The organism is Tundrisphaera macrotermitis, from assembly GCF_051175315.1.
Classification (GTDB): Bacteria; Planctomycetota; Planctomycetia; order Isosphaerales; family Isosphaeraceae; genus Tundrisphaera.
Genome location: NZ_CP195100.1, coordinates 699,676 through 722,742, shown reverse-complemented (window position 1 = coordinate 722,742; position 23,067 = coordinate 699,676). Strand labels below are relative to the sequence as shown.

General features: G+C 68.6%; 21 protein-coding genes and 1 pseudogene. 10 read left to right on the top strand and 12 right to left on the bottom strand.

The window, feature by feature from the left end:
* Positions 1-253: 253 nt before the first annotated feature.
* The 3 genes from TA3x_RS03230 to TA3x_RS03220 all read left to right on the top strand — a co-directional run bounded on the left by TA3x_RS03230 (position 254) and on the right by TA3x_RS03220 (position 5,686).
* Positions 254-2,527, top strand: coding sequence for a DPP IV N-terminal domain-containing protein (locus tag TA3x_RS03230; RefSeq protein ID WP_435018662.1), 2,274 nt, complete (start codon positions 254-256; stop codon positions 2,525-2,527).
* A 255-nt stretch (positions 2,528-2,782) separates the two neighbouring features.
* On the top strand, positions 2,783-4,570 hold the full coding sequence (locus TA3x_RS03225; RefSeq protein ID WP_435018661.1) for a flagellar basal body P-ring protein FlgI: 1,788 nt from the start codon (positions 2,783-2,785) through the stop codon (positions 4,568-4,570).
* 540 nt (positions 4,571-5,110) lie between these two features.
* Positions 5,111-5,686, top strand: coding sequence for a helix-turn-helix domain-containing protein (locus tag TA3x_RS03220; RefSeq protein WP_435018660.1), 576 nt, complete (start codon positions 5,111-5,113; stop codon positions 5,684-5,686).
* A gap of 89 nt (positions 5,687-5,775) precedes the next feature.
* On the opposite strand, the gene thiL is transcribed toward TA3x_RS03220, so the two are convergent.
* The 6 genes from thiL to TA3x_RS03190 form a co-directional block, all read right to left on the bottom strand.
* Positions 5,776-6,741 (bottom strand): thiamine-phosphate kinase, encoded by a 966-nt coding sequence (gene thiL / locus TA3x_RS03215; protein WP_435018659.1) that lies wholly within the window; start codon positions 6,739-6,741, stop codon positions 5,776-5,778.
* Positions 6,728-7,075 (bottom strand): hypothetical protein, encoded by a 348-nt coding sequence (locus tag TA3x_RS03210; RefSeq protein WP_435018658.1) that lies wholly within the window; start codon positions 7,073-7,075, stop codon positions 6,728-6,730. Before TA3x_RS03210 ends, thiL begins: the two co-directional genes overlap by 14 nt.
* Positions 7,072-8,223: a glycerate kinase gene (locus TA3x_RS03205; protein WP_435018657.1), complete on the bottom strand. Its 1,152-nt coding sequence runs from the start codon at positions 8,221-8,223 to the stop codon at positions 7,072-7,074. The genes TA3x_RS03210 and TA3x_RS03205 overlap by 4 nt, the downstream gene beginning before the upstream one ends.
* A 115-nt stretch (positions 8,224-8,338) precedes the next feature.
* Entirely contained in the window at positions 8,339-8,995 is a 657-nt protein-coding gene (locus TA3x_RS03200) for a hypothetical protein (RefSeq protein WP_435018656.1), read from the bottom strand.
* Positions 8,996-9,067: 72 nt separating this feature from the next.
* Complete coding sequence (locus TA3x_RS03195) at positions 9,068-9,469, bottom strand: hypothetical protein (RefSeq protein WP_435018655.1); 402 nt, start codon at positions 9,467-9,469, stop codon at positions 9,068-9,070.
* A gap of 144 nt (positions 9,470-9,613) precedes the next feature.
* A complete protein-coding gene (locus TA3x_RS03190) occupies positions 9,614-11,029 on the bottom strand; it encodes a trypsin-like peptidase domain-containing protein (protein ID WP_435018654.1) in 1,416 nt (471 codons plus the stop codon).
* Between the two features lie 372 nt (positions 11,030-11,401).
* Here TA3x_RS03190 and TA3x_RS03185 point away from each other — a divergent pair, with 372 nt between their 5' ends.
* Positions 11,402-11,725: a tetratricopeptide repeat protein gene (locus TA3x_RS03185; RefSeq protein ID WP_435018653.1), complete on the top strand. Its 324-nt coding sequence runs from the start codon at positions 11,402-11,404 to the stop codon at positions 11,723-11,725.
* 9 nt (positions 11,726-11,734) lie between these two features.
* Here the strand turns inward: TA3x_RS03185 and TA3x_RS03180 are convergent, their stop codons facing one another.
* The 3 genes from TA3x_RS03180 to TA3x_RS03170 all read right to left on the bottom strand — a co-directional run bounded on the left by TA3x_RS03180 (position 11,735) and on the right by TA3x_RS03170 (position 14,067).
* Entirely contained in the window at positions 11,735-12,310 is a 576-nt protein-coding gene (locus TA3x_RS03180) for a type 1 glutamine amidotransferase domain-containing protein (protein ID WP_435018652.1), read from the bottom strand.
* Between the two features lie 87 nt (positions 12,311-12,397).
* The gene (locus TA3x_RS03175; RefSeq protein WP_435018651.1) at positions 12,398-13,396 is read right to left on the bottom strand and encodes an NAD-dependent epimerase/dehydratase family protein; all 999 of its coding nucleotides are present in this window, start codon (positions 13,394-13,396) and stop codon (positions 12,398-12,400) included.
* A gap of 230 nt (positions 13,397-13,626) precedes the next feature.
* Complete coding sequence (locus TA3x_RS03170; RefSeq protein ID WP_435018650.1) at positions 13,627-14,067, bottom strand: RNA recognition motif domain-containing protein; 441 nt, start codon at positions 14,065-14,067, stop codon at positions 13,627-13,629.
* 415 nt (positions 14,068-14,482) lie between these two features.
* Between TA3x_RS03170 and tkt the strand changes: the two genes are divergently transcribed.
* Together tkt and rpiA are read left to right on the top strand one after the other, a co-directional pair.
* The gene (gene tkt / locus TA3x_RS03165) at positions 14,483-16,576 is read left to right on the top strand and encodes a transketolase (protein ID WP_435018649.1); all 2,094 of its coding nucleotides are present in this window, start codon (positions 14,483-14,485) and stop codon (positions 16,574-16,576) included.
* 68 nt (positions 16,577-16,644) lie between these two features.
* Positions 16,645-17,316: a ribose-5-phosphate isomerase RpiA gene (gene rpiA, locus TA3x_RS03160; RefSeq protein ID WP_435022281.1), complete on the top strand. Its 672-nt coding sequence runs from the start codon at positions 16,645-16,647 to the stop codon at positions 17,314-17,316.
* Positions 17,317-17,615: 299 nt separating this feature from the next.
* Here rpiA and TA3x_RS03155 read toward each other — a convergent pair whose 3' ends face one another.
* The gene (locus TA3x_RS03155) at positions 17,616-18,287 is read right to left on the bottom strand and encodes an HAD-IB family phosphatase (RefSeq protein WP_435018648.1); all 672 of its coding nucleotides are present in this window, start codon (positions 18,285-18,287) and stop codon (positions 17,616-17,618) included.
* A gap of 58 nt (positions 18,288-18,345) precedes the next feature.
* On the opposite strand from TA3x_RS03155, the gene TA3x_RS03150 reads away from it, so the two are divergent.
* The 3 genes and pseudogenes from TA3x_RS03150 to TA3x_RS03140 all read left to right on the top strand — a co-directional run bounded on the left by TA3x_RS03150 (position 18,346) and on the right by TA3x_RS03140 (position 20,822).
* Positions 18,346-19,662, top strand: coding sequence for an NAD(P)/FAD-dependent oxidoreductase (locus TA3x_RS03150; protein ID WP_435018647.1), 1,317 nt, complete (start codon positions 18,346-18,348; stop codon positions 19,660-19,662).
* Positions 19,663-19,757: 95 nt separating this feature from the next.
* Positions 19,758-20,420, top strand: a complete 663-nt coding sequence (locus tag TA3x_RS03145) for a hypothetical protein (protein ID WP_435018646.1) — start codon at positions 19,758-19,760, stop codon at positions 20,418-20,420.
* 38 nt (positions 20,421-20,458) lie between these two features.
* Positions 20,459-20,822: pseudogene (locus TA3x_RS03140) on the top strand (nuclear transport factor 2 family protein).
* 34 nt (positions 20,823-20,856) lie between these two features.
* On the opposite strand, the gene TA3x_RS03135 reads toward TA3x_RS03140, so the two are convergent.
* Both TA3x_RS03135 and TA3x_RS03130 read right to left on the bottom strand, forming a co-directional pair.
* Positions 20,857-21,426 (bottom strand): DinB family protein, encoded by a 570-nt coding sequence (locus TA3x_RS03135; RefSeq protein ID WP_435018645.1) that lies wholly within the window; start codon positions 21,424-21,426, stop codon positions 20,857-20,859.
* 124 nt (positions 21,427-21,550) lie between these two features.
* Positions 21,551-21,976 (bottom strand): hypothetical protein, encoded by a 426-nt coding sequence (locus TA3x_RS03130; protein ID WP_435018644.1) that lies wholly within the window; start codon positions 21,974-21,976, stop codon positions 21,551-21,553.
* Between the two features lie 405 nt (positions 21,977-22,381).
* Here TA3x_RS03130 and TA3x_RS03125 point away from each other — a divergent pair, with 405 nt between their 5' ends.
* Complete coding sequence (locus tag TA3x_RS03125; protein WP_435018643.1) at positions 22,382-22,936, top strand: hypothetical protein; 555 nt, start codon at positions 22,382-22,384, stop codon at positions 22,934-22,936.
* Positions 22,937-23,067 lie beyond the last annotated feature (131 nt).

Below are 23,067 nucleotides of genomic sequence, written 5' to 3'. Positions count from 1 at the left end.
AATTTTCGCATGCGATGGAACCCGATTGCCAGCCCGGCGGCCCGACAGCATCGGTTTCACCCGCCTTCAGGGTGGCCGGCGAGCCGGGGAGGCGGACTGGTTCGATTTTCCGGGCCGATCCCTTATGCTGTGACGGACCGGCCCGATCTCGGCCCGGCCACATCCCATCCGCCCGAATCATCCTCCTGTTCGAGTGGCACCCTTGATGAACATCCCCGGTTCCGTTCGATTTCCCCGGGCCGTCGTCGGCCTGATGTTGGCGAGCCTGGCCCTGTCGGCCGGAGAGGCGCGATCGCAGGACGTGGCCGAGGCGTATCGCCGGGCCAACCGGCTGCGTGCGACCACGCAGGGCAAGGTGTTCCGGGATCATGTCACGCCCCATTGGTTCGCGGGGAATGACTCGTTCTGGTATCGCAACGACCTGCCCGACGAGGCCCGCGAGTTCGTCGTCGTCGAGGCGACGAAGGGCGTGAAGCGGCCGGCGTTCGACCACGCGAAGCTCGCGGCGAAGCTCGGCGATGCGCTCCAGCGAGAGGTCGCGGCCGATCGGCTGCCGTTCGACGCGATCGCGATCGATGACGGCGGGGCGATCCGGTTCGCGGCCGGGGGCAAGGGTTGGAAGTATCGCCCGGAGGCCGACGCGATCGAGGAGGGGGAGCCGCCCGCGAAGGTCGACGACGAGGCCGGGCCGGGGCCCGGGCCCGGACGCCGGGGCGGGGGGGAGGGCGGCCGCCGTCGCCAGGGGTCGCCCCGCCGCGACGAGTCGCCCGACGGCAAGTGGGTGGCGTTCATCAAGGACTTCAACGTCTACCTCCGCCCCAAGGACGGGGGGGACGAGGTCGCGCTGAGCACCGAGGGGGTCGAGAACGACGGGTATGAGGCGGGGGTCTTCTGGTCGCCCGACTCGCGCAAGCTGGTCGCGATGCGGACCCTCCAGGGGGACCATCGCCGGGTCACCCTGGTCGAGTCGTCCCCCCGGGACCAGGTCCAGCCCAAGGTGACGGGGTACGACTACCTCAAGCCGGGCGACCGGGTCCCGATCAGCAAGCCGCACCTGTTCGACGTGGGGGAGAAGAAGCCGATCGAGGTGTCCGACGCCCTGTTCGCCAACCCCTGGAGCCTGGACCGGGTCCGATGGTCGCCCGACTCGTCCCGGTTCACGTTCCTGTTCAACCAGAGGGGGCACCAGGTCCTCCGCGTCGTCGCCGTGGACGCCGCGTCCGGCGAGGCGAAGGCGCTGATAGAGGAGCAGTCCCCCACGTTCGTCGACTACTCGAACAAGACGTTCCTCCAGTTCTTCGACAAAACGGATGAAATTCTCTGGATGTCGGAACGGGACGGCTGGAACCATCTCTACCTGATCGACGCGAAGACCGGGGCGGTCAAGAATTGGGTCACCCAAGGGGCGTGGCTGGTCCGGGCCGTGGATCGGGTCGACGAGGAGAAGCGGCAGATCCACTTCCGGGCCCTGGGGATCTTTCACGGCCAGGACCCGTACCAGGTCCACTTCGCCCGGGTCAACTTCGATGGATCGGGCCTGACCCGTCTGACCGTGGGGGACGGCGACCACACCGTCCGCGCATCCCCCGACGGCCGGTTCCTGGTCGACACCTATTCGCGGGTCGACGCCGCGCCGACGGTCGAGTTGCGGAAGGCCGAGGACGGGTCTCTGGTGTGCGAGTTGGAGAAGGCCGACGATTCGGCGTTGGTGGCCTCCGGCTGGGCCCGGCCCGAGCGGTTCGTGGCCAAGGGGCGCGACGAGACGACCGACATCCACGGCGTGATCTTCCGGCCGACCAACCTGGATCCGGCCCGCAAGTACCCGGTGATCGAGCAGATCTACGCCGGGCCGCATGGGGCGTTCGTCCCCAAGTCGTTCGCCCCGTTCCACTGGCCCCAGGCGCTGGCCGAGCTCGGGTTCGTCGTCGTCCAGATCGACGGGATGGGGACGAACTGGCGATCCCGGGCGTTCCACGACGTCTGCGCGAAGAATCTGGCCGATGCCGGGTTCCCCGACCGGATCCTCTGGATGAAGGCGGCGGCGAAGGCGTATCCCTACCTGGACCTCGACCGCGTGGGCATCTATGGAGGTTCGGCGGGCGGGCAGAACGCGCTGGGGGCGATGCTGTTCCACGGCGACTTCTACAAGGCGGCGGCGGCCGACTGCGGGTGCCACGACAACCGGATGGACAAGATCTGGTGGAACGAGGCCTGGATGGGCTGGCCGATCGGCCCGCACTACGCGGCCCAGTCCAACGTGACCAACGCCCACAAGCTCCGCGGGGCGCTGCTGCTGACGGTCGGCGAGATGGACAACAACGTCGACCCGGCCTCGACCATGCAGGTCGTGGACGCGCTGATCCGGGCGAACAAGGACTTCGAGCTGATCGTCTTCCCCGGGGGCGGCCACGGGGCGGGGGGGAGCCCCTACGGGAATCGGAGGATGCGCGACTTCTTCGTCCGCCACCTGCTGGGCCTGGCGCCGCCCGACCGCAACGCGGTGCCGATCGCGGAGGACGAAGGCTAAGCCTCGCCTTTTTAAGAAAAATCTTTTGATAAAGATTCAAGGGATTCGAAACGAGCGAGGTTGACCGTTTTTCGGGCCATTGCTAAAGTCCCGGCGCCGTGGGTCCGCGCCCTTCGCACGCGAAGGGCCGGCCCGCGCGGCCGTCGGCCCCCAAGGATGGGGGCGGATGCACCGGCCGGCCGACGCCGACCCGCCCCGGCGGATGTCGGAAAGCGTGCCGGGCCGGGAGGAACGCGAAGGCATGGAGGCAGCTCGATGCGACGGACAGACCCCTGGCGCGCCACGGCCCTGACGATCGCGGCGGCTGCCCTGATCCCGGTCGGGGCCGCCAAGAAGAAGGATGTCCCGGACCCGAAGATCGAGGAGACCGTCGGCACGGTCGCCAACATCATCGGCAACACGATCAAGGTCGAGGGCGTGGGCCTGGTGGTCGGCCTGGACGACACCGGGTCGGAGCCGTCGGCCTCCTGGTACACCAAGAAGCTGACCGACGAGATGCTCAAGGCCGGGGTCGAGCACCCCGACCGGCTGATCCAATCCAAGAAGTCGAGCGTCGTCATCGTCCGGGCCACCATCCCGGCCGGCGTCAGCACCACCGACCGGTTCGACGTGGACATCGAACTCCCGCCCGCCAGCGCCACCACCAGCCTGGCCGGGGGCTGGCTGATCAACACCCAGTTGGCCCCGATGGGCCAGACCAAGGAAGGGCCGAAAGAAGGGAACGCCCTGGCCTCGGTCTATGGCCCGGTGATGACCGGCAAGGCGGGGGCGATGGACAACGCCCGGGTCGGCCAGGTCCTGGGCGGCGCACGCGTCAAGGCCGACGCCCCCTACGGGCTGTCGATCAAGGAGGCACGGCGCAGCGGCAAGACCTCCAAGCTGCTGGAGGCCGTCATCAAGCAGCGGTTCACCCAGACCGATGCGAGCGACAACAAGGGGATGACGATCGCCAAGACCGACGGCTTCCTCGTCCTGAAGGTGCCCAAGGTCTACCACCACAACCAGACCCGCTACCACCAGATCATCAAGCTCCTGCCTTTGGTGGACAACCCATCGCTCCGCGAGGCCCGGCTGGCCGCGTGGGGCAAGGAGCTGCTCGACCCCAAGACCTCCGGCGTCGCCGCGCTGAGGCTGGAGGGGATCGGCCCCAACGCGCTGCCGATGCTCAAGGCCGGGCTGGATTCGCCCGACTGGCAGGTCCGCTTCTTCTCCGCCGAGGCGCTGGCCTACCTGAACAACAGCGACGGCGTGAAGGTCCTGGTGGATACCGCCAAGAATCACCCCGAATTCCGCTCGTTCGCCCTCAAGAGCATGGCGGCGATGGACCAGTCGGCCGCGCTGATGGGGCTCCGGTCGCTGATGGGCGAATCCGACTTCGAGCTGCGCTACGGCGCGTTCGACGCCCTGCGGACCCTGGACCCCTACGACCCGTTCCTGGGGGCCCGGCGGCTCTACGACGACCCGCCCGTCGACGAGGACGACGCCGACAACATGGCGCTCCAGATCGCCGGCCGGTCGGCCCGCAAGAAGAAGACGCGGGCCGAGGAGCCGTTCTCGCTCTACGTGGTCGACTGCGAGGGGCCGCCGATGGTCCACGTCTCGCGCAACCTCCGGTGCGAGATCGTGATCTTCGGCCGGGACCAGAAGCTCCTGACCCCGGTGGTCCTGGGCTCGGGCGGCTCGATCCTCCTGAACGCGTCGGACGGCGACGATCAGGTCCAGCTCACCAAGATCACGTCGAAGTCCCTGGACGACCCGGAGAGCAAGATCAACTGCCCGCTGGACCTCCCCGAGGTGATCCGGCAGATGGCCGCCCTGCAGTCGTCGTACCCGGAGATCGTCTCGATCCTGATGAGCGCCTCCACCCAGAAGAACCTGGCCGGCCCGATGGTGGTGGACGCCGTCCCGCTGGCCAACAAGGCCTACGACGAGGCCCAGCTCCTGGGCGTGACCAAGAAGGACGACCAGGTCGAGAAGGCCTCGGCGGAGCCCGAGAAGAAGCCCTCGTTCCTGGAGAAGGTCCGCAAGCGTTTCGGCCGCTGAGCCCCGCCCGATCCACCGCCTCCATCCCCGAAATCAGCCCCCGGGGCGGGCCTTCCGGCCCGCCCCGACAGGCCCCGCCCGACGGCCCACCCCATCCCTTCCCGGCCGTGTCCAAAGATCGTTGCAATCGATCCTCAAGAAACGAGCCTCGAAACTCGAAAATTACTCTTGACGGTCAGGTTCGCTACGGCAAGGACGCGGCAGCGACCCCTTGAGTGGCCCCGGACCGGTCAGCCCCCCCGACACGCTAGGGGGGGCGTCTCGCGACCGAAGACGGGCGGCAGGCCTTCACCCGGGCCGACCGCCCGCCCCGCATCCTCGCCGGCCGTTCGGGTTTGATCCCCGCTCGGTCGTGCTTCGGGGCGGACGCGAGAGCGATGGCGGAGCGTCCCCCTCGCGGGGGCCTCGCGGATCGTCCCCCGGGCGCTTTTGGCCCGCGGGTCGTTCGACGAGGGCCGCCCTGGCGCCGACTTGGGTCCTCCCGGAGGGGAGAGGAAACCTCCGAGGCCTCGCTACATTCCAGGGGATGGAGTCCTCGATATGAAGAAAGTTTTCACAACCGGCCAGGTCGCCAAGATCTGCAAGGTCGCGCCCCGGACGGTGAGCAAGTGGTTCGATTCCGGCCGCTTGCGTGGATATCGCATCCCCGGCTCGCAAGACCGGCGGATCCCCCGCGAGCACCTGCTCAGGTTCCTCAAGGAACATGACATGCCGCTGGGCGACCTCGAGGCCGAGGTCTATCACAAGATCCTGGTCGTCGGGGCCGACGCCACGATGCTGGGGGGCCTCCGCGAGCACCTCCGCGAAGGCGACGACTTCCGCATCGAGACGGCCGCCTCGGGCTTCGAAGCCGGCATTCGCGCCGAGAGCTTCCACCCGGATTGCATCATCATCGATATGGCCGTCGGCCGGATCGAGGCGGGGCAGATCGCCCAGAACCTGCGCAAGAGCCAGGATCACGTCGCCACGATCCTGATCGCCCTGACCAGCGACGAGCCCAACGACGACACCTACAACCTGGGGTTCAACGACGCCTTCAAGAAGCCGTTCGACGGCGCCCTGCTCGCCGAGCGGGTCCGCCGCCTGATCTCGCAGAAGAAGGCCAACGAACCTTGATCGGGCACGCCCTCGCGGCGTGACGGATCCCTTCCTCGGGCCCGTGGTCGCTCCCTTCCGGGGGTCGGCCCCGGGCCCGAGGTCGTTGATCAGAAGGCCGGGGCCTCGGCGTCGGCGAAGTGGTCGAACCCCTTCGCCGCCAGGTCGACCACCTTGCCGTCGGGGCGGAGAAGCCGCAGCCCCGGCGACTCCTCGACCGTGCCGATCCGGGACAGGGCGACGCCAGGCGGGGGTTCGGCCATCAGGGCCTCGGCGGCCTCGGGGTCCAGCGTGAAGCAAAGCTCGAAGTCCTCGCCGTCGTTCAGGGCGTGGTCGAGCGACGGCCGGCTGGTCCGCCGGGCGCGGGTGTGGGCATCCTGGTGGATCGGCACCCGGTCGGCGATCAGCGTCGCCCCCAGGTTCCCGCTTTCCTCCAGGATATGGCCGAGGTCCGAGGCCAGCCCGTCGGAGATGTCGATCATCGCCCGCAGCGGGGCCCTTTCGTGGAGCGCCAGGGCCTCGGCCACGCGGGGCTCGGGCCGGAGATGCCGACCGCGCAGGCTCCCGCCCAGGGCGCCCGTCACCAGGATGGCGTCGCCGGGCTGCGCCCCCGACCGCCGGACCGGCCCGCGCCCGGTCGCCTCGCCGACCACGGTCACGCTCACGACCAGGGGGCCATCCCAGGCGTTGGTGTCCCCGCCGGCCAGCGCCACGCCGAACCGATCGGCCAGCGGCATCATCCCGGCGATCAGCCCCTGGCCGACCTCCACGGCCGAGCCCCGGGGCAGGGCCACCGAGACGAACGCTGCCACCGGGATGCCGGCCATCGCGGCGACGTCCGACAGGTTGACGGCCATCGCCTTGTAGCCGACCTCCTCGGGGCTGCTGTCCTTGAGAATAAAATGGCGGCCGTCCATCAGCATGTCGGTCGTCACCAGGACCTCGGCCCCCGGCGTGAGCCGCAGGCCGGCGCAGTCGTCGCCGATCCCGGCGGCCACCCGTTCGCCGCCTCGGGCCTTGTCGCGGATCCAGGCGATCAGGCCGAACTCGGTTTGCGTCGGATCAGGGGATGTCATCGATTAAATCCTTGGCCGGGGAGAGCCTCGCGTGGACGTCCCTGAGCATACCCGCGAGGCCGACGATGAACACTCCCCAGGCGATCGGTCTCATGAGGGTCGGGAGGACGACCAGCAAGGCGGCGACACCCAGGTCCCCGGGTTCGGGAGGAAACACGAAGGACCAGGCCGAGGCCGCAAGCATCCCGACCAGGCCGACCACGGCCAGATTCATCGAGCGGGATACACTCCGATACGTCAGACAGACCCATATCGCGAACGCGATCAGCGCCATCTGGATGACGCCCATCGCCATGCCGAGGATCGGAACGAAGCGGTCCTCTCCACCGATCATGCGTTCCCCCGATGCTTCCGCCCCGCCAGGAAGGCGCGGGTCACCTGCTCGGCCGCGCGTTCCAGGAATTCGGCGGCGCGGGCGATCGCTTGAGCGAAATCGACCGGGCCGGGACAAATCGAGACGTAGGCGTCAATCCCCTCGGACAGCACGGCCTCGGCCCCCGGCCCGATCGTGCCGGCGATGGCCAGCGTCGGGCACCCCAAGGACCGGGCCAGCCGGGCCACGCCGACGGCGGTCTTGCCCCCGGCCGACGAGCCGTCGAGCATCCCCTCGGCCACCAGGCAGAGGTCGGCCCCGCGCAGCCGATCGGCCAGCCCGACCGCCTCGATCACCGTGTCTACGCCCCGCGTGAGGTTCCCCCCCGCGAATGCCACCAGCCCCGCCCCCAGGCCGCCCGCCGCCCCGGCGCCGGGCAGGTCGGCGACGGCCATCCCCAGGTCCCGCCCGATCACCCGCGCGAGGTTCGCCAGCCCCCGGTCGAGTTGCACGACCTGCTCCGGCGTCGCCCCCTTCTGAGGCCCGAACACCGCCGACGCCCCGCGCACGCCGCACAGGGGGTTGTCCACGTCGCACGCCACCGCGATCTCGACCCCATCGAGCCTCGGGTCTCTCCCCCGGGGCTCGATCCGGTCCAACCGTTCCAGCGCCCCACCCCCGGGCGGCAGTTCCTCCCCGTCGGCGTCGAGCAATCGATATCCCAACGCCTGGGCCAAGCCCGCCCCGCCGTCGTTGGTGGCGCTCCCGCCGATCCCGACCACGATCCGCGTCGCCCCGGCCTCGATCGCCGCCAGGACCAGTTCCCCCGTCCCCCGCGTGGTCGCCCTCATCGGGGCGCGCCGGCCGGCCGGCACCAGCATCAGCCCCGACGCCGTGGCCATCTCGATCGCCGCCGACCCGCCCCCGCCGAGCATCCCGAACCGGGCCCGGACCACCTCGCCCATCGGCCCGACCACGTCCCTCTCCAGGAACCGCCCGCCGGTCGCGGCCACCAGCGCCTCGACCGTCCCCTCGCCCCCATCGGCCATCGGCGCCCGGTCGACGGCCGCCCCCGGGTCGGCACGCAACACCCCCCGCGCCAGGGCCTCGGCCGCCTCGGGCGCAGTCAACGAACCTTTGAATTTGTCGGGGGCGACGATGAATTTCATTACCACATCTTCCCGCATTTTTAATACCTGTCGACCACACACCTCGATGTTCACGCCGCGTGGGACTGGCTCGCCCTGACCAATCGGGACGATGGGCCAACCCGAGCATTCAAGGTCATAGATAGAAAAGCATCGAGCGGAATAACCTGGCCATCGCCATGGCGACCCACGTGCAACCGACGACTCGGCCGAGGCGGTCAACCCAATCGTCCTTCGGCCTCCAGCCGCCGACCAAAGCCTGGGTAGACCAGGCCATCGCTACGGCGAAGCCACAAGGTTCAGCGAGCGTCATCGATAGCGTCTGAAGCCAGACGCTCAGCCTTTCTTTCGCGAGCAATCCGCCCGAGGGGTAGGCAACGGCGGAGAAACGATTCACCTCAATTATGGTGAGGGCGAGCCCAATGATCCCAGCGGGCACAATCGCCAGGCAGGCCACGAATCCCGGTTGCCGGGCTAGCCTTCTCCATCGCGGACGAGGGCTCATGAGTCGCGAGGCGAACACCGTGAAGCTCAAAATGAGCATCGGGAACGACGCGTCGCCGGCGAGGCGGAAGGGGATCTCCGGGATGATCTTCCAAGACCACAGCCTCCTGTCGCGTAGATTTCGAAAGAACGTCCACCATTCAGTCCCCATGTCATTCCATCGGTGGACAGCCAAGATCGCAGCGAAAGCGGCAACGACAAGCATCGCATCGAGGAGGGTGAATCTTCGCCGTAGCGGGGGATTCAAATCCACCCGCGCCGGCATCTTGACCACTCGACGATGATCCATGAACTGATTCCATCAGTGATCGGCTCGCCCTGAATCGAATTCGAGGGTGGGCATCGCCCACCGCCCACAAACTCAAAGCCATTCTTCCAGATAAGTCGGCTCACCGATCAGATCGATGGTCAGGCCATCGGCCTGGATGACGAAACGATCTCCCCGATTGAACGTGAGGTCAATCGTCGTCGAGCCGACGGAATGTAACGGGCAGGGGACGAGCCCGTCGAGGAGTTGCCCCTTCGTGATGAGAGAGCCGTCCCAGATATCCAGGGGCGGGTCAAGTGGTCCGATCGGCAGCCCATGAGGCCGACCGTTCGAAAGCCGTACTTCGGCGGTTTGAATCCACACCGTCCCGGGATCGACGCCGGGGACGCCCGTGGTTTTGTGGATGACCGCGTTCACGACCAGGAGGCAGCCCCACGGTTCCTGGCGGATGGCGAGGAGTTCGGAATCATGCCATTCCAACCCGGTTCGCAGCATCGCCCGTCCCCGCACCATCATGCATCCCCAAACGTCCCGCCAGCTTAAACGACCGGGGCCCGGCGGGCGACGGTCGCGGGGTGAAGATCACCCCGCCCGCCACTCGCCGGGCCCCGGCCTGATTTCGGACGCGATCCTGAAGGATCAGCGGCGGGCGGTGGATTCGGCCGGGCGGGGGGAGTCGGCCAGGCTCATGGCCCCCTGGAGGATCACGTTGCGTCGCACGATGTAATAGGGCAGCATCTGGGACTGGGCGACCTCGGGCTGGCGGAGGATGTACAGGACATTGTCGGGCTGGATCGTCTCCCAGTGGCGGTTGCCCACGTTCATGCCCACCAGGATGTCCCCCTTCTGGATCTGGGCCCGGCCGCCGGGGCTGTTGGGGCTGACCCGCTCGACGTAGAGCCCGCCGTGCAGCTGCGTCGAGGCGGCGGCGACGTACTCGGAAGCGACCGGGATCACCTTCAGTCCGAGGGCCGACCAGACGGCATCCATCGAATCATTCGCCGGGGCCGAGGCCACCGCGACCGAGCCCCGATTGAGCGGGCGGACGTCCAGGGAGAGCAGTTGCTCCTTGCCGTCGCGGACCACGACCACACGGGAGGGGCGGCCGGGCTCGACGTCCAGGAGGCCCCGCTCGATGTCCAGGACGTTGCTCACCGGGAACTCACCGACCTTGAGGACCTGGTCCCCGGCGCGGAAGCCGGCGGCCTCGGCCGGGCTGCCGGTCTGGACGTCGGCCAGGACGACCCGGCGGTCGATCCCCACCCCGGCCTCATCGGCCACCAGACCGTGCCACCGCATCGCCAGGCGGCGGGTGCTCATCATCTCCGTGGCCACCCGCTTCACGTCGTCGATCGGCAGGGCGAAGCCGATCCCCTGGGCCCCCTGGCGGGTCGCCACGTTGATGCCCACGAGGTCGCCGTCGATGTTGATCAAGGGCCCGCCCGAGTTGCCCGGGTTGATGCAGGCGTCGGTCTGGATCAGGTTGCGGTAGACCTGCTCGTCGGACAGGGTCACGTTCCGCTTGAGGGCGGAGACGATCCCCACCGACACCGTGTTTTCGTAGCCGAAGGCGTTGCCCAGCGTGATGACCGTCTCGCCGACCATCAGGTCGGACGAGTTGCCGATGTTCACGGCGGGTAGGGGACGCCCGGCGTCGACCTTGAGGACGGCCAGGTCCATCTCCTTGTCCTGCTGGATCACCCGGGCCGAATAGCTCGACCCGTCCAGCAGGTGGACCTCGACGCCCTGGACCTTGTCCACGACGTGATAGTTGGTCAGGATGTAACCCCGGCCGTCGACGATCACGCCGGTGCCCATGCCGCTCACGCGGGGGCGCTGGCTCTCCTCGGCCGAGAACGGCCAGCGGCTGGTGGACGCCGCCTTCTTCTCGCTGGAGATGTTGACCACGCTATTCTGGACCTTGGCCACCGCCTTGGTCACGGGCGTCTGCCGGCTGGCCATGTCGGCCGAGGCCGGCGAGCCCCTCCCGACGACCACCAGAGCGGCCAGCGTGGCAACTCGGAATCCTTCCCGAAGCATCTTGGGCACAGGCACGGCGAAGCCCCCCAGGCTTGATCCTGAACGACCGACGCGAACCAAGGCCGAGTACGCTACGCCGCCACGCCATCGAGGCATCCGTGCCCGCCTTGCTTCGCCCGACGCCGCGATGCGACGCCCGACGTGTCTTCCATCGACCCACGTTCCTCCGTTCCTTGCGAGCCTCTCGCCCCGCGATCAACCCCGCTTTCCCATCTTCCGCACGACCCGCACACCTTGCCCATCACCACCCCGGCCGGCCAATCCCTACCACCCGGACAGGAACGAAGGTGGACGAGCGGCGTGGCCGGATTGACAGCGGGCGGGGGCCCCCTTAGCCTGGAAATCCGACACAACCCGATCTATCGGCAAGATCCGAAAGGGGCCGCGATGGCGGAGAAATCCGCGAGACGCCTGATGCTCGAAACCAGCCTGGCGGATGACCCGGCCGACACCTTCCTCCGCTATGGGCTGGCCGTCCAGTGCCTCCGGGAAGGGGACACTGAGGTCGGCCGGCAGATGCTCCGCGCCCTGATCGCCGACCACCCGGACGACCAGGTCGCGGCCCACCAGCAGCTCGGCCAGTCGTTCGTCGAGTCCGAGGAGTTCGCCGACGCCAGGGCGATCCTCCAGAAGGGGATCGCCCTGGCCGGCAAGCGCGGCGACTGGCACGCGGCGTCGGAGATGGAAGGGATCCTGTCGGGGCTCGACTGAGGGCCCGGATCAGGCGTGGGCGCTGGCCTTGTTGTAATCCACGACCGGGCCGGCCGATTCCGCCGCGATCATCGCCCCGAAGATCCCCTTCATGAAGGCGGGCAGGTCGTCGGGGGTCCGGCTGGTGACCAGGTTGCCGTCGACCACGCACTCGGCATCCTCCCAGACCCCTCCGGCGTTCTCGACGTCATCGCGGATCGCGAAGAATCCGGTGACCTTGCGGCCCTGGAGGCATTTGGCCGAGCAGAGCATCCAGGGGCCGTGGCAGATCGCCGCGAGCACCTTGCCCTGCCGCGCCGCGTCGATCAGGAGGTCGACGATCGCCTTGCATCGACGCATGTGGTCGGGCGAATAGCCGCCCGGGATCACGATGGCGTCGAAGTCCTCGGCCTTGACGTCGGCCGCCGCCACGTCGGCCTTGGCGGGATAACCATGCTTGGAGGCGTACGACTCGCCCGCCTTCGGGCCGACGATCTTGACGTCGCAGCCGGCCTCGCGGAGCCGGAGGACCGGATACCACAACTCCAGGTCTTCGTAGAGCTTCTCCACGAGGACCGCGACCTTCTTCCCCTGGACCTGATCCATCGAGTCGGACTCCTGGGCGGCTGGCGAGCGGCGTGGATCCGGGCTCCACGCCTTTCCGTCCAGTGTTCTCCGGCCGGGGGATCGGCGTCAACCGGGTGCGGCAAAGTCGGCGCTGGCGGCGACCAGCCCCTGCTCGGTGGTGAATGGGGGTTCGTACCCCAGGATCCGCCGGGCCTTTCCGATCGAGTAATCGAGATTGAGGCCGAGGAACTTGTAGCGGGCCTTGTTGACCAGCGGCGGCGTCGTCGAACCCTTCCGCTTGGCCCGCCGCTCCAGCAGGATCGCCAGGGTCCAGGCCAGCCAGAGCGGGATCCGGCGGCGGGGCGGCTTCACGCCCGCCAGCTCGGCCACCCGGCCGATGAACTGCTTCTTGCTCACCCGGGCGCCGTCGGTGATGTTGAAGACCTCGCCCACGGCCTGGGGCGACTCGGCCGCCAGGAACAGGGCGTGCACCAGATTCTTGACATAGATGCAATTCAAGGCCTGATTGCCCGATCCAAAATAGGCAAACTTGCCCGTTCGCAGCGAGTTCACCAGCTTCGGCAGGACGGTGCGGTCGCGCGGGCCATAAATAAACCCCGGGCGGACCACCGTCAGGGGCAGCCCCTTCTCCTTCACATATTGGAGCGCCAGGGCCTCGGCCTCGACCTTGGACCGGGTGTAGCCGTCGAGCGCATTGGCAGCCGGGGGCGTCGTCTCGTCGGTCCCGAAGTGGTCCCGGCCTTCATAGACGCCCAGCGAGCTGACGTGGACGAACCGGCCCACGCCGGCCTCGACGGCCGCATCCAGCAGGATCCGGAGGGCCTCCACGTTCAGCCGGCGGAACTCTTCGAGGGTGCCCCAGTCGCCGACCTTCGCGGCGCAGTTGAAGATCCAGTCCGCCCCGGCCACCCCTTCGCGGATCGCCCGGGCGTCTTCCAGGTCGCCGGAGACCTTCTCGACCCCCCAGGTGTCGAGCCATCGCGTGTCGCTGGAGCCCCGGACCAGGGCCCGGACCCGGAACCCCCGCTTGAGGGCTTCTTCCACCACGTGACTGCCGACCAACCCGGTCGCCCCGGTCACGAAAATCGTCTTCGGTTCGCTCATGATGACCCCGGGGACCAGCTCAGGCTCGGAACGGTCGGAACGACCCAAGCCTACACGCAGGAACCGTCAGGGTCAAAAATCGCCGATCAACCTCGGATCGGCGCCGCGCAGCGAAACGGCCACCCTGCTCGATCGGGAGCAGGATGGCCGGATGATTTCGCCGCGGAGAGGGTCACGCGTTTCATCGATGATTTGTTGCGGGCTCCCCCCGAGGGAGAAGCCCGAAGGGATCAATAACGGCCGCCGCCGCCACCGTAGCCGCCGCCGCTGCCACCACGGCCGCCGCCGCCACCGTAGCCGCCGCCGCCACCGCCGTAGCCGCCGCCGCCACCGTAGCCGCCGCCGCTGCCACCACGGCTGCCGCCGCCGCCGTAGCCGCCGCCACCGCCGTAGCCACCACGACCGCCGCCACCGCCGCGATCTTCGCGGGGCTTGGCTTCGTTGACCGTCAGGCGACGGCCGTCATGCTCCTGATCGTGGAGCCCCTGGATCGCGGCCTGGGCTTCCGACTCGGAGTCCATTTCCACGAAGCCGAATCCCTTGGACCGGTTCGTGTCGCGGTCGACGATGATTTGCGCGCTCTGGACGGTGCCGAACTGCGAGAAAAGCCCTTCGAGATCGGACTCGTTCACGCCATACGACAGGTTGCCCACATACAGCTTCTTGCCCACGATCAAACTCCGGTCGGAAGGCTCTGTGACCCGCACATGACTTTCGGGGTCGGACGAAAGGGGCTCTCAAAGAGCCCGGCAGGCAGGAAAGGCGAGGGAGCAAGCAGACCGGATCGGGGAGAGCCAGCGATGCTACAACTCAGTCGTCAGTCCAACCGTTGACAGCATAGTCGAGATCGGCATCGCTGAATAGACCTTCCGAACCAAATCGCGCCATTTCTCGCCGGGCGCTCGCGAGGAAGCCCCGGAGGGCCCGGCCCCGAGGCGCGAGTCGATTTGTTGACGGGGCTGCCCACTGCCCGTCGCCGACGGTCCCGGTTATACTCTCGGGTCTCGCGAGGCGGCCCGGCCGCCCTCCGCCGTCCCGAACCGATCCATCGAGCCTCCGCTTCCACGATCTGGGGAGTTTGCCAGCATGGCCGCCAACGACGACCTCGACCTGAGGTGCATCAACACCATCCGAACCCTGTCGATGGACGCGGTCCAGGCGGCGAACTCGGGCCACCCCGGCACGCCGATGGCGATGGCCCCGGTGGCCTACACCCTCTGGCAGCAATTCCTCCGGTTCGACCCGGCCGACCCGATCTGGCCGAACCGCGACCGGTTCGTGCTGTCGATCGGCCACGCGTCGATGCTCCTGTACTCGATGCTCCACCTGACCGGCGTGAAGTCGGTCACCAAGACCTACGAGATCGAGGGGACGCCGGCCGTCTCGCTGGACGACATCAAGAAGTTCCGCCAGATCGACGGCAAGTGCCCCGGCCACCCCGAGTACCGCTGGACCAGCGGCGTGGAGACGACCACCGGCCCGCTCGGCCAGGGCGTCGCCACCAGCGTCGGCATGGCGATCGGCGGCAAGTGGCTGGCCAGCCACTACAACAAGCCCGGCCATGACCTGTTCGACTACGACGTCTACGCCCTGTGCGGCGACGGCGACCTGATGGAAGGCGTCTCGTCGGAGGCCGCCAGCCTCGCCGGCCACCTCAAGCTGTCCAACCTCTGCTGGATCTACGACAGCAACCGGATCACCATCGACGGCTCCACCGACCTCACCTTCACCGAGGACGTGGCCAAGCGGTTCGAGGCCTACGGCTGGCACGTCCTGACCGTGGCCGACGCCAACGACACCGCCGCTTTGGCCAAGGCCTACCAGGGCTTCAAGGACTGCAACGACCGCCCGACCTTCATCCTGGTCCACTCGCACATCGGCTACGGCTCGTCCAAGCAGGACACCAACAAGGCCCACGGCGCCCCGCTGGGCGACGACGTGATCGCCGCGTGGAAGGAGAAGTTCGGCGTCCCGGCCGGCAAGTTCGTCGTGCCCGACGGCGTCTACGAGCATTTCCAGCAGGGCATCGGCAAGAACGGCAAGCAGGCCCGCGACGCCTGGTTCCAGAAGCTGGACGCCTACCGCGCCGCGTTCCCGGATGAGGCCAAGCAGCTCGACCAGATCCAGCGGCGTGAGCTGCCCGAGGGCTGGGACAAGGACCTGCCCGTCTTCCCCGCCGACCCCAAGGGGATGGCCGGCCGCGTCGCCTCCAGCAAGATCCTCCAGGTCCTGGCCAAGAACGTCCCCTGGCTGATCGGCGGTTCGGCCGACCTCAACGAGTCGACCAAGACCGACATCACCGACAAGTCGGCCGGGTCGTTCGAGCCGGACAATTATGGCGGCCGGAACCTCCACTTCGGCATCCGCGAGCACGAGATGTCGGCCGTCCTGAACGGCCTGGCGCTCACCAAGATCCGCGCCTACGGATCGGGCTTCTTCATCTTCTCCGACTACGCCCGCCCGGCGATCCGCCTGTCGGCGCTGATGGAAGTGCCGACGATCCACGTCTTCACGCACGACTCGATCGGCGTGGGCGAGGACGGCCCGACCCACCAGCCGGTCGAGCAGCTGGCCAACATGCGGTCGATCCCCGGCCTGGTGACCATGCGGCCGGCCGACGCCAACGAGTGCGTCGAGGCCTACAAGGTCATCATGAAGCTGAAGCACGACCCGGCCGTGCTCATGCTCACCCGCCAGGACATCCCCACCTTCGACCGCACCAAGTATGCCTCCGCCGAGGGCGTGGCCCGGGGCGGCTACATCATGGCCGACGCCGAGGGGGGCGAGCCGGACGTCCTCCTGATGGGCTCGGGCAGCGAGGTCCAGCTCTGCGTCGAGGCGTATGAGGCCCTCAAGGCCGAGGGGATCAAGGCCCGCGTCATCAGCCTGCCGTCGTGGGACCTGTTCGACAAGCAGGACGAGTCCTACCGCGACTCGGTCATCCCGCCGCACATCACGGCCCGCGTCTACGTCGAGAAGGCGTCGACCTTCGGCTGGGAGCGGTTCACCGGGATCGACGGCGCCAAGATCGGCATGCACACCTTCGGCTCGTCGGCCCCGCTGAAGGACCTGGTCAAGAAGTTCGGCTTCTCGCCGGACAAGGTCGTCGAGGCCGCCAAGGCCCAGATCGAGCGGGCCAAGGACAAGGACCGCCGCCAGGCGCAGTCGGCCGCCAAGTGACCCCCCTCCGGCGGCCCGCCGTGGACCCGGCGGGCCGCATCCTCCCCCTGGAAAGCCTCCCCACGACCATGAGCAGCGCCGAGACAGCGATCGCGATGATCCGAGACGGGGACGCGATCGGCCTGGGCACGGGCCGGGCGGCGACCCGATTCGTCGAGGCCCTGGGCGAGCGGGTCCGGGCCGGGCTGAAGGTCCGGGGCGTCCCGACCTCGGCCGCGACCGCCGCACTCGCCACCCGGCTCGGCATCCCCCTGACCACGCTCGACGACGTCGCCGAGCTGGCCATCACCTTCGACGGCGCCGACGAGGTCGACCCCAACCTCGACCTGATCAAGGGGCTGGGCGGGGCGCTGGTCCGCGAGAAGATCGTGGCCGCGTCGTCGCGACGGCTGGTGATCCTGGTCGGCCCCGGCAAGGAGGTCGACGCCCTCGGCTCGCGCGGCAAGCTGCCCGTCGAGGTCGTCCCGTTCGGCGTGCCGCTGGCCCTGCGCAAGCTGGCCGCCCTGGGCCTTCCGGCGGAGATCCGCCCCGGCCCGGACGGCTCCCCCTTCGTCACCGACAACGGCAATCACGTCCTGGATTGCCACGCCTCCGCGCTGGCCGATCCCCGGGCGACCGAGACGGCGATCCACACGATCCCCGGCGTGGTCGACACCGGCCTGTTCCTGGGCATGGCCGACACCGTCCTGATCGAGGACGAGGCCGGCTCCGTCCGCGTCCTGCGCCGCGGCCCCGCTTGACCATGAACCCGGCCGCCCGCCCCGCCCACTTCGTGGCCTCCGGGTGTCCGTGGTTGGCTCGCCAGCCACGGCGCCGAGGAGCAGGCCGACCGTGGATGCCCGATGCCGATCGACTTCGCTCGGCCCGACCCGATCTCGTACGAACGAACCGTGATCGAAACCGTCGATGTGACCCGGATGCGCAGCGAGGCGACCCGGGCCATCGATGCGTAGCAAACTCGCGGGCGCCGTGGTTGGCAAGCCAACCACAGCCACCCTCGGAAGGATTGGGGACGTTCGGGGGCTCTTCCCCGGGGGATTTAGCCGCGCAACGCCCGGGCGACCTCGGACCAGCGTTCGAACGGGCGGAAGCCCTCGCCGCGCTTGCGGAGTTCCTCGGCCAGCGTCCCGCGGGCGAACCGCCACTGGGCCGGGACCAGCAATGCCGGGGGCAGGTCGGGCATCCCGTCGCCCGAGAACGCCACGGTGCCCCCGCCGGCCAGTGCGGCCCGGACGATGCCGACCTTGTCCACGCCGACCTCGTGCGAGTAGAACGGCGCCCCGGCCGGCGGGCGTTCCATGACCAGGCGGTCGCCTTCCACCCGCCCCGGGTTGGCGTGGAGTTGGATCACCTCGTCGACGCCGGCCGCCTTCAGGTGGCGGCGGATATACCAGTCGCACCCGGCCGAGGCGACGATCACCCGCCAGCCCGCTTCGGCGAGGGCGGCGACCTCGTCGGCGAGGTCGGGGTCGGGCTGCATCTTGTCGGCGGTCTCGATCAGCCTGGCCTCGCCGACCGCCGCCTCGGCGAAGATGTTCTTGAGGGCGTCGAAATGGGTGATCCGCCCGGCCTGATAGTCGCCCCAGTGGTCGGGCGATCCGGCGGGCAGCAGCCCGGTCCGGACCAGGTCGAAGAAGTCGCGGCGGGTGATGGTCCCGTCGAAATCCGAGACCAGGATCGGCCCGGCTGTCTTGTCCTGGGCGTCGCTCACATCATTCTCCCATCGGCCGAAACTCATCCGTCCCCCGTCCGATCCGGGGGGCCATCCCGTGACTGACCGCGAATCCCGCGCCCGCGACGTGATCATCCTGGGCGCCGGGGCCGCCGGCCTGTGCGCCGCGATCCGCGCGGCGGAGCTGGGCCGCTCGGTCCTCCTGCTGGAGAAGAATCGGCGCCCCGGCGTGAAGATCTTGATGTCCGGCGGCACCCGTTGCAACCTCTCGAATGCCCGGGGCCTCCGCAATCTCGGCGTCGTGACCGGGCCGATCGACCCGGCCTACGACCCCCGCCAGGCCAAGGGGTCGCGGAGCATCCAGGACGCCTTCGGCGCCGGGGGGAAGTTCCTCGGCCCGAGCCTCAAGGCCCTGCCCGTCGAGCCGTCGGTGGCCCTGTTCGAGGACGAGGGGGTCCGCACCAAGATCGAGGGGAACGGCAAGATCTTCCCGGCCTCGGACAAGGCGTCCGACGTGGTCGACGCCCTGGTCCGCCGGCTCTCGCGGACCGACGCCGAGCTGCGCACCCTGTGCCCGGCCACCGAGATCCGGGCCGTCGAAGGGGGCGGCTTCGAGGTCCGGGTCGGCGACGGCGTGGAGTTCGCCCGACGGGTCATCATCGCCGTGGGCGGGCAGTCGTACCCGGGCTGCGGGACCTCCGGCGACGGCTACGCGATCGCCCGGGGGTTCGGCCACACGATCGTCGAGCCCCGCCCGGCGCTGGTGCCGCTCCGGGTCGAGGCCGAGTGGGTGCCCGGCCTGAAGGGGCTGACCATGCCCGACGTGACGGCGAGCATCCGGGCGGAGTCCGGCCCGGCGCTTCTGGAACGCCGCGAGGCGCTGCTGTTCGCCCACTTCGGCCTGACCGGCCCGGCGATCCTGGATGTGAGCCGCGCCGTGGCCCGCCGCGAGGCCGGGGACAGGCTGGACCTGGCGATCGACTTCGTCCCCGACCAGAAGGCCGAGGAGATCGACCGCTATTTCCAGACGGCCGGCCGCACTGGCAAACGGCTCGTCTCCGGCCTGATCCCCGAGGCCCTGCCGCGCCGGCTGGCCGAGGCGGTGATGGTCGCGGCGGGCATCCCGCCCCACCGCGTCGGCCCCGACCTGTCGCGCGACGAGCGGAAGCGGCTGGTCGCCGGCATCAAGGGGCTGCGGCTCCCGGTGGCCGGCACCCTGGGCTTCGCCAAGGCCGAGGTCACCAGCGGCGGCGTCGCCCTCGACGAGGTCGACCCCAGGACCCTCCAGAGCCTCCGCCAGCCCGGCCTCCACTTCGCCGGCGAGGTCCTCGACCTCGACGGACTCATTGGCGGTTACAACTTCCAGGCCGCCTGGAGCACCGGCTGGCTCGCCGGGGAGTCGGCGAAAGATTGAAGAGGGCGCGAGCCTGATACTTCGCGTTCCCCTCTGGGTCGTTGGGTTCGATTGGTCGGACCGGGGCCGGGATAGCGGGCCGAGGAGTCATCGCGATGGCCGACCTCCGTGAAGCGATCGATGCCCTGTATGCGGCGTTCTCCGGCGTGCCCAGGCCGGGTCGGATCGAAGGCTGTCCGTGCTGCATCGATCGAAAGAACGTCGACGTTCTCCTTCGGGGCGACCCGCGGACGTTGAACCCGGACGAACTCTGCTCCTACGCGTTCTCGGCTTTCCTGACCATCGGGAGCGTGGCCGACTACCTCTACTTCCTGCCCAGGATCCTGGAGATCACCGCGACCGATGCCGGCTGGTGGCCCAGCATCGAGGTCACGGGGCGGGCGATCCGGGACGCCGAACCGGGGCGGTGGGACGAGCGTCAACGTCGCGGGCTGGCCGAATTCCTGGATGCGATCGTCGATGCGTGGATCCCGACGGAGGAGGCTTACCGGCTCGACGGCTGGTTATGCGCCATCGCCAAGATGAATTTCGAGGTCGGTCCCTATCTGGAACGGATCGCGAAATGCCCCGAGGCGATCCTGGCGATCTTCGAGGAGAATGCCGACACATTGCCGCATGGCAAGCTGAGCAACCCGTATTGGGAACCTCCATGCCCCTCGCATGATCGGATCGTGGCGTGGTTCGCTTCGGATGAGATCGCGAGGGTGCCGTATGAAGCCTACGGTTACCTGATCGGGCGGAGCGACGGCTCATCGTAACACGCGAACATCCATGCCCTCCATTTCAGGGAACGATCATGTCACCACGAGAAATCGTCCGGGCCTGGGTCGAGGCCTTCAACGGGGCCGACGTCGGTGCGATCGCCGCCCTTCTACGCGGAGGACGCGACGAATCATCAGGTCGCCGAATCGCCGGTGCAGGGCCGGGCCGCGATCCGCGCGATGTTCGCGGCTGGTTTCGCCTCGGCCAAGATGGTCTGCCCGGTGGAGAACCTGTTCGAAGACGGTAAGTGGGCCATCCTGGAATAGCGTGACCCGCTCGGGCTGAGAGGTTGCGGCTTCTTTCAGGTCCGGGATGGGGTCATCGTCATCCAGCGCGGCGACTGGGAAAAGCTCTCGTTCCTGCGGTCGCAGGGCCTACCGTTGCCCATCGAGTCCTGAACCTCGCCCGGGCGTGGTCGATGCCAAGAGCGAGTCAGGTCGAGACGGTGCGATCGGCCATGCCTTCGGCCTCGATGGCCGACATCTGGTGCAGGTGCCTCCGGGCGTGCTGGGCGAGGAAGTAGGCCAACTGGTAGAGGTCGATCTTGCCGAGGTCGGCCGACGACATGGTGATCCGACAGTGCGTCCCGACGCCCCCGCCCATGCGTTCCAGGAGGATCAGGCACTCGCCGAGCTGGGCGTGCAGCGTGGCCCTGACATCGTCGGAGGAGGCCACGCCGGTCGGCTCCAAGTGCTCGGGCCGGGGCCAGGCGAAGCTGCCCCGTTCGCCGATGATCTCCAGGCGGGACAGGTCGCTCTCGACGCCGGGCGGCGATGCGCCCCGACGGGCCCGCCGCTCGGCGATCGCGACGTGCTTGCGCAAGGTCAGTAGCAGGGAGCGATTGGTCAGGGCGACGTGTTCCAGCACCTGATCGATCGACCAGCCGCCCGACGCCGGCCGAAAGGCACGCAAATCGGCGTCTCGGTCAAACCACGCGTCGACGCGGGCGAAGATCGAGCAGAGGGAGTCGCGGATGTGCCGTTCTGTCTGCTCGTAGGGCATTTTCTCGACCTCCTCCGCGTTGCGTCACGCAAGCAGCGGACAGCGGTCGAGAGGCCGAGGTTCGGCCCGGCGGCTTGTCGAGCCTCGGGAGGAGGCGAATGGAAGGGTCGCTCCCCGCCGAAGCTCAGCGGGGACGCCCGCCGCCGGAAGGGAACCACTCGGCCGCGAGGTCGATCAGGAACCGGCTCGACCCGGTGGGGGTCCGGATCTCGACCTCGGTGCGCTTGATCTGGACCCGGTCCTTGACGCGGACCGGGTGGGCGGCCCAGCGGCCGAGGCGATCGAAGGCGATGGCGGTCCCATCGCAGTCGATCTCGACCACGTCTTCGTCCTCGTCGAAGTCGTCGAGGCGCGGGCCGGCGTGCGTCACGACGCCGACCATCTCGACGACGGGGATCTCCCCCCGGTCGAGGCAGTCCCACCACTGGGGGCTGCACACAGGACCGAATCGGGCCAAGTAGGGGTTGCCCGGCACGCGATCCAGGCTGCTGTTCACGGCCGCGATGAAGTCAGCATCACCATCGCCGGCGCGGAGATCGAACAAAATCATCTTGGACACCAGGCCGGATCAATCGATTCACAGCGTCGCCAACCGGTCGACCCGGGGGAGAGATCGTCGTCGCCCCGCGTCCGGAGCCCATCGAACCACCCCGACCCACCGGGTTCCCGGCGAGGATGACCCGATGGTGACGCACAGGACAGAGCCTACCAGTTCGCCGACGGCGGCGTCCATGTGCCCCTCCTCGGACTTCACCGACGCGGCCGGGTGCCGGGCTCCGCCGTCAACATCGGATGGGGGGATGCGATCGGATTCCGAAACGCAGCGGGATCCAGGGCGGGTGCCCGAGGTTGACCCTCCGACCACGGCCGACCGGCCGGGCGCAGGCGTCCGGCTCTTGTCGCTGGCGGGACGTGAGATTATGCTCCGGGAAAACAAACTCTCCCGGAAGAATCCATGCACTCGTCGTCCGGCTCCGCAGATCATGACTACGAGATCCCGAGCGAGGTCCGGATTCCCGGGAAACATGCCCTCGCCCTGTTCGCCCTGGGATTTCCGGCATTCGTGCTGGGCAGCGCCCTGGAATTCATCATCTATCCGTACTATGAGGTCGCCCTCCGGGACGTGCCGATGCGGATCAATGGGTGGTACATCGCGGCCATCGGCGCGGTCCTCGCCTACATCGGGGCGAAAGAGCTGATCTTCCGGCCGGTCTACCTGAGTTTGGATTTCAACGCGTTGCATAGTCCCAGGCAGAGGCTGACGATCCCCTGGGATCTGATCCGCGGCGTCCGAGGCCTCATCCTTGACGGGGGCGGGGGCGGCTACATCGCGGTCCGGGTCGCCGATCTGGACAGGGCCTTCGGTGCGGAGTCCAGCCGACGGCTGCATCATGGCATCATCGAGTGCTTCGGGGACGATGAGGTTCCGGTCCTCCTGCCCTTCCAGGAGTCGGAGGTGGGTCACATCGTCACGGCGATCGAACGCCATCTCGCGTCGATGCGACCCTGAATCTGGCGCCCGCTCGGCGAAGCCCCGTCGCCGAAGGACCCGCCCCGACACGATCCTCGGATGCGAGACGATCCGGCGCGGACGACGCCGGCGGCCCGTCGACTCGCTTCCCCGATCCGAAGCGTCACGCA

Excerpts from the sequence above, each read along its gene's own strand:
- TA3x_RS03230 (WP_435018662.1), top strand. The coding sequence starts at position 254 with ATGTTGGCGAGCCTGGCCCTGTCGGCCGGAGAGGCGCGATCGCAGGAC.
- TA3x_RS03145 (WP_435018646.1), top strand. The coding sequence starts at position 19,758 with ATGGCCGACCTCCGTGAAGCGATCGATGCCCTGTATGCGGCGTTCTCC.
- TA3x_RS03175 (WP_435018651.1), bottom strand. The coding sequence starts at position 13,396 with ATGAGCGAACCGAAGACGATTTTCGTGACCGGGGCGACCGGGTTGGTC.
- TA3x_RS03125 (WP_435018643.1), top strand. The coding sequence starts at position 22,382 with ATGCACTCGTCGTCCGGCTCCGCAGATCATGACTACGAGATCCCGAGC.
- TA3x_RS03220 (WP_435018660.1), top strand. The coding sequence starts at position 5,111 with ATGAAGAAAGTTTTCACAACCGGCCAGGTCGCCAAGATCTGCAAGGTC.
- TA3x_RS03195 (WP_435018655.1), bottom strand. The coding sequence starts at position 9,469 with ATGCTGCGAACCGGGTTGGAATGGCATGATTCCGAACTCCTCGCCATC.
- TA3x_RS03180 (WP_435018652.1), bottom strand. The coding sequence starts at position 12,310 with ATGGATCAGGTCCAGGGGAAGAAGGTCGCGGTCCTCGTGGAGAAGCTC.
- TA3x_RS03205 (WP_435018657.1), bottom strand. The coding sequence starts at position 8,223 with ATGAAATTCATCGTCGCCCCCGACAAATTCAAAGGTTCGTTGACTGCG.
- tkt (WP_435018649.1), top strand. The coding sequence starts at position 14,483 with ATGGCCGCCAACGACGACCTCGACCTGAGGTGCATCAACACCATCCGA.
- TA3x_RS03225 (WP_435018661.1), top strand. The coding sequence starts at position 2,783 with ATGCGACGGACAGACCCCTGGCGCGCCACGGCCCTGACGATCGCGGCG.
- TA3x_RS03185 (WP_435018653.1), top strand. The coding sequence starts at position 11,402 with ATGGCGGAGAAATCCGCGAGACGCCTGATGCTCGAAACCAGCCTGGCG.
- TA3x_RS03135 (WP_435018645.1), bottom strand. The coding sequence starts at position 21,426 with ATGCCCTACGAGCAGACAGAACGGCACATCCGCGACTCCCTCTGCTCG.
- rpiA (WP_435022281.1), top strand. The coding sequence starts at position 16,645 with ATGAGCAGCGCCGAGACAGCGATCGCGATGATCCGAGACGGGGACGCG.
- TA3x_RS03130 (WP_435018644.1), bottom strand. The coding sequence starts at position 21,976 with ATGATTTTGTTCGATCTCCGCGCCGGCGATGGTGATGCTGACTTCATC.
- thiL (WP_435018659.1), bottom strand. The coding sequence starts at position 6,741 with ATGACATCCCCTGATCCGACGCAAACCGAGTTCGGCCTGATCGCCTGG.
- TA3x_RS03200 (WP_435018656.1), bottom strand. The coding sequence starts at position 8,995 with ATGGATCATCGTCGAGTGGTCAAGATGCCGGCGCGGGTGGATTTGAAT.
- TA3x_RS03210 (WP_435018658.1), bottom strand. The coding sequence starts at position 7,075 with ATGATCGGTGGAGAGGACCGCTTCGTTCCGATCCTCGGCATGGCGATG.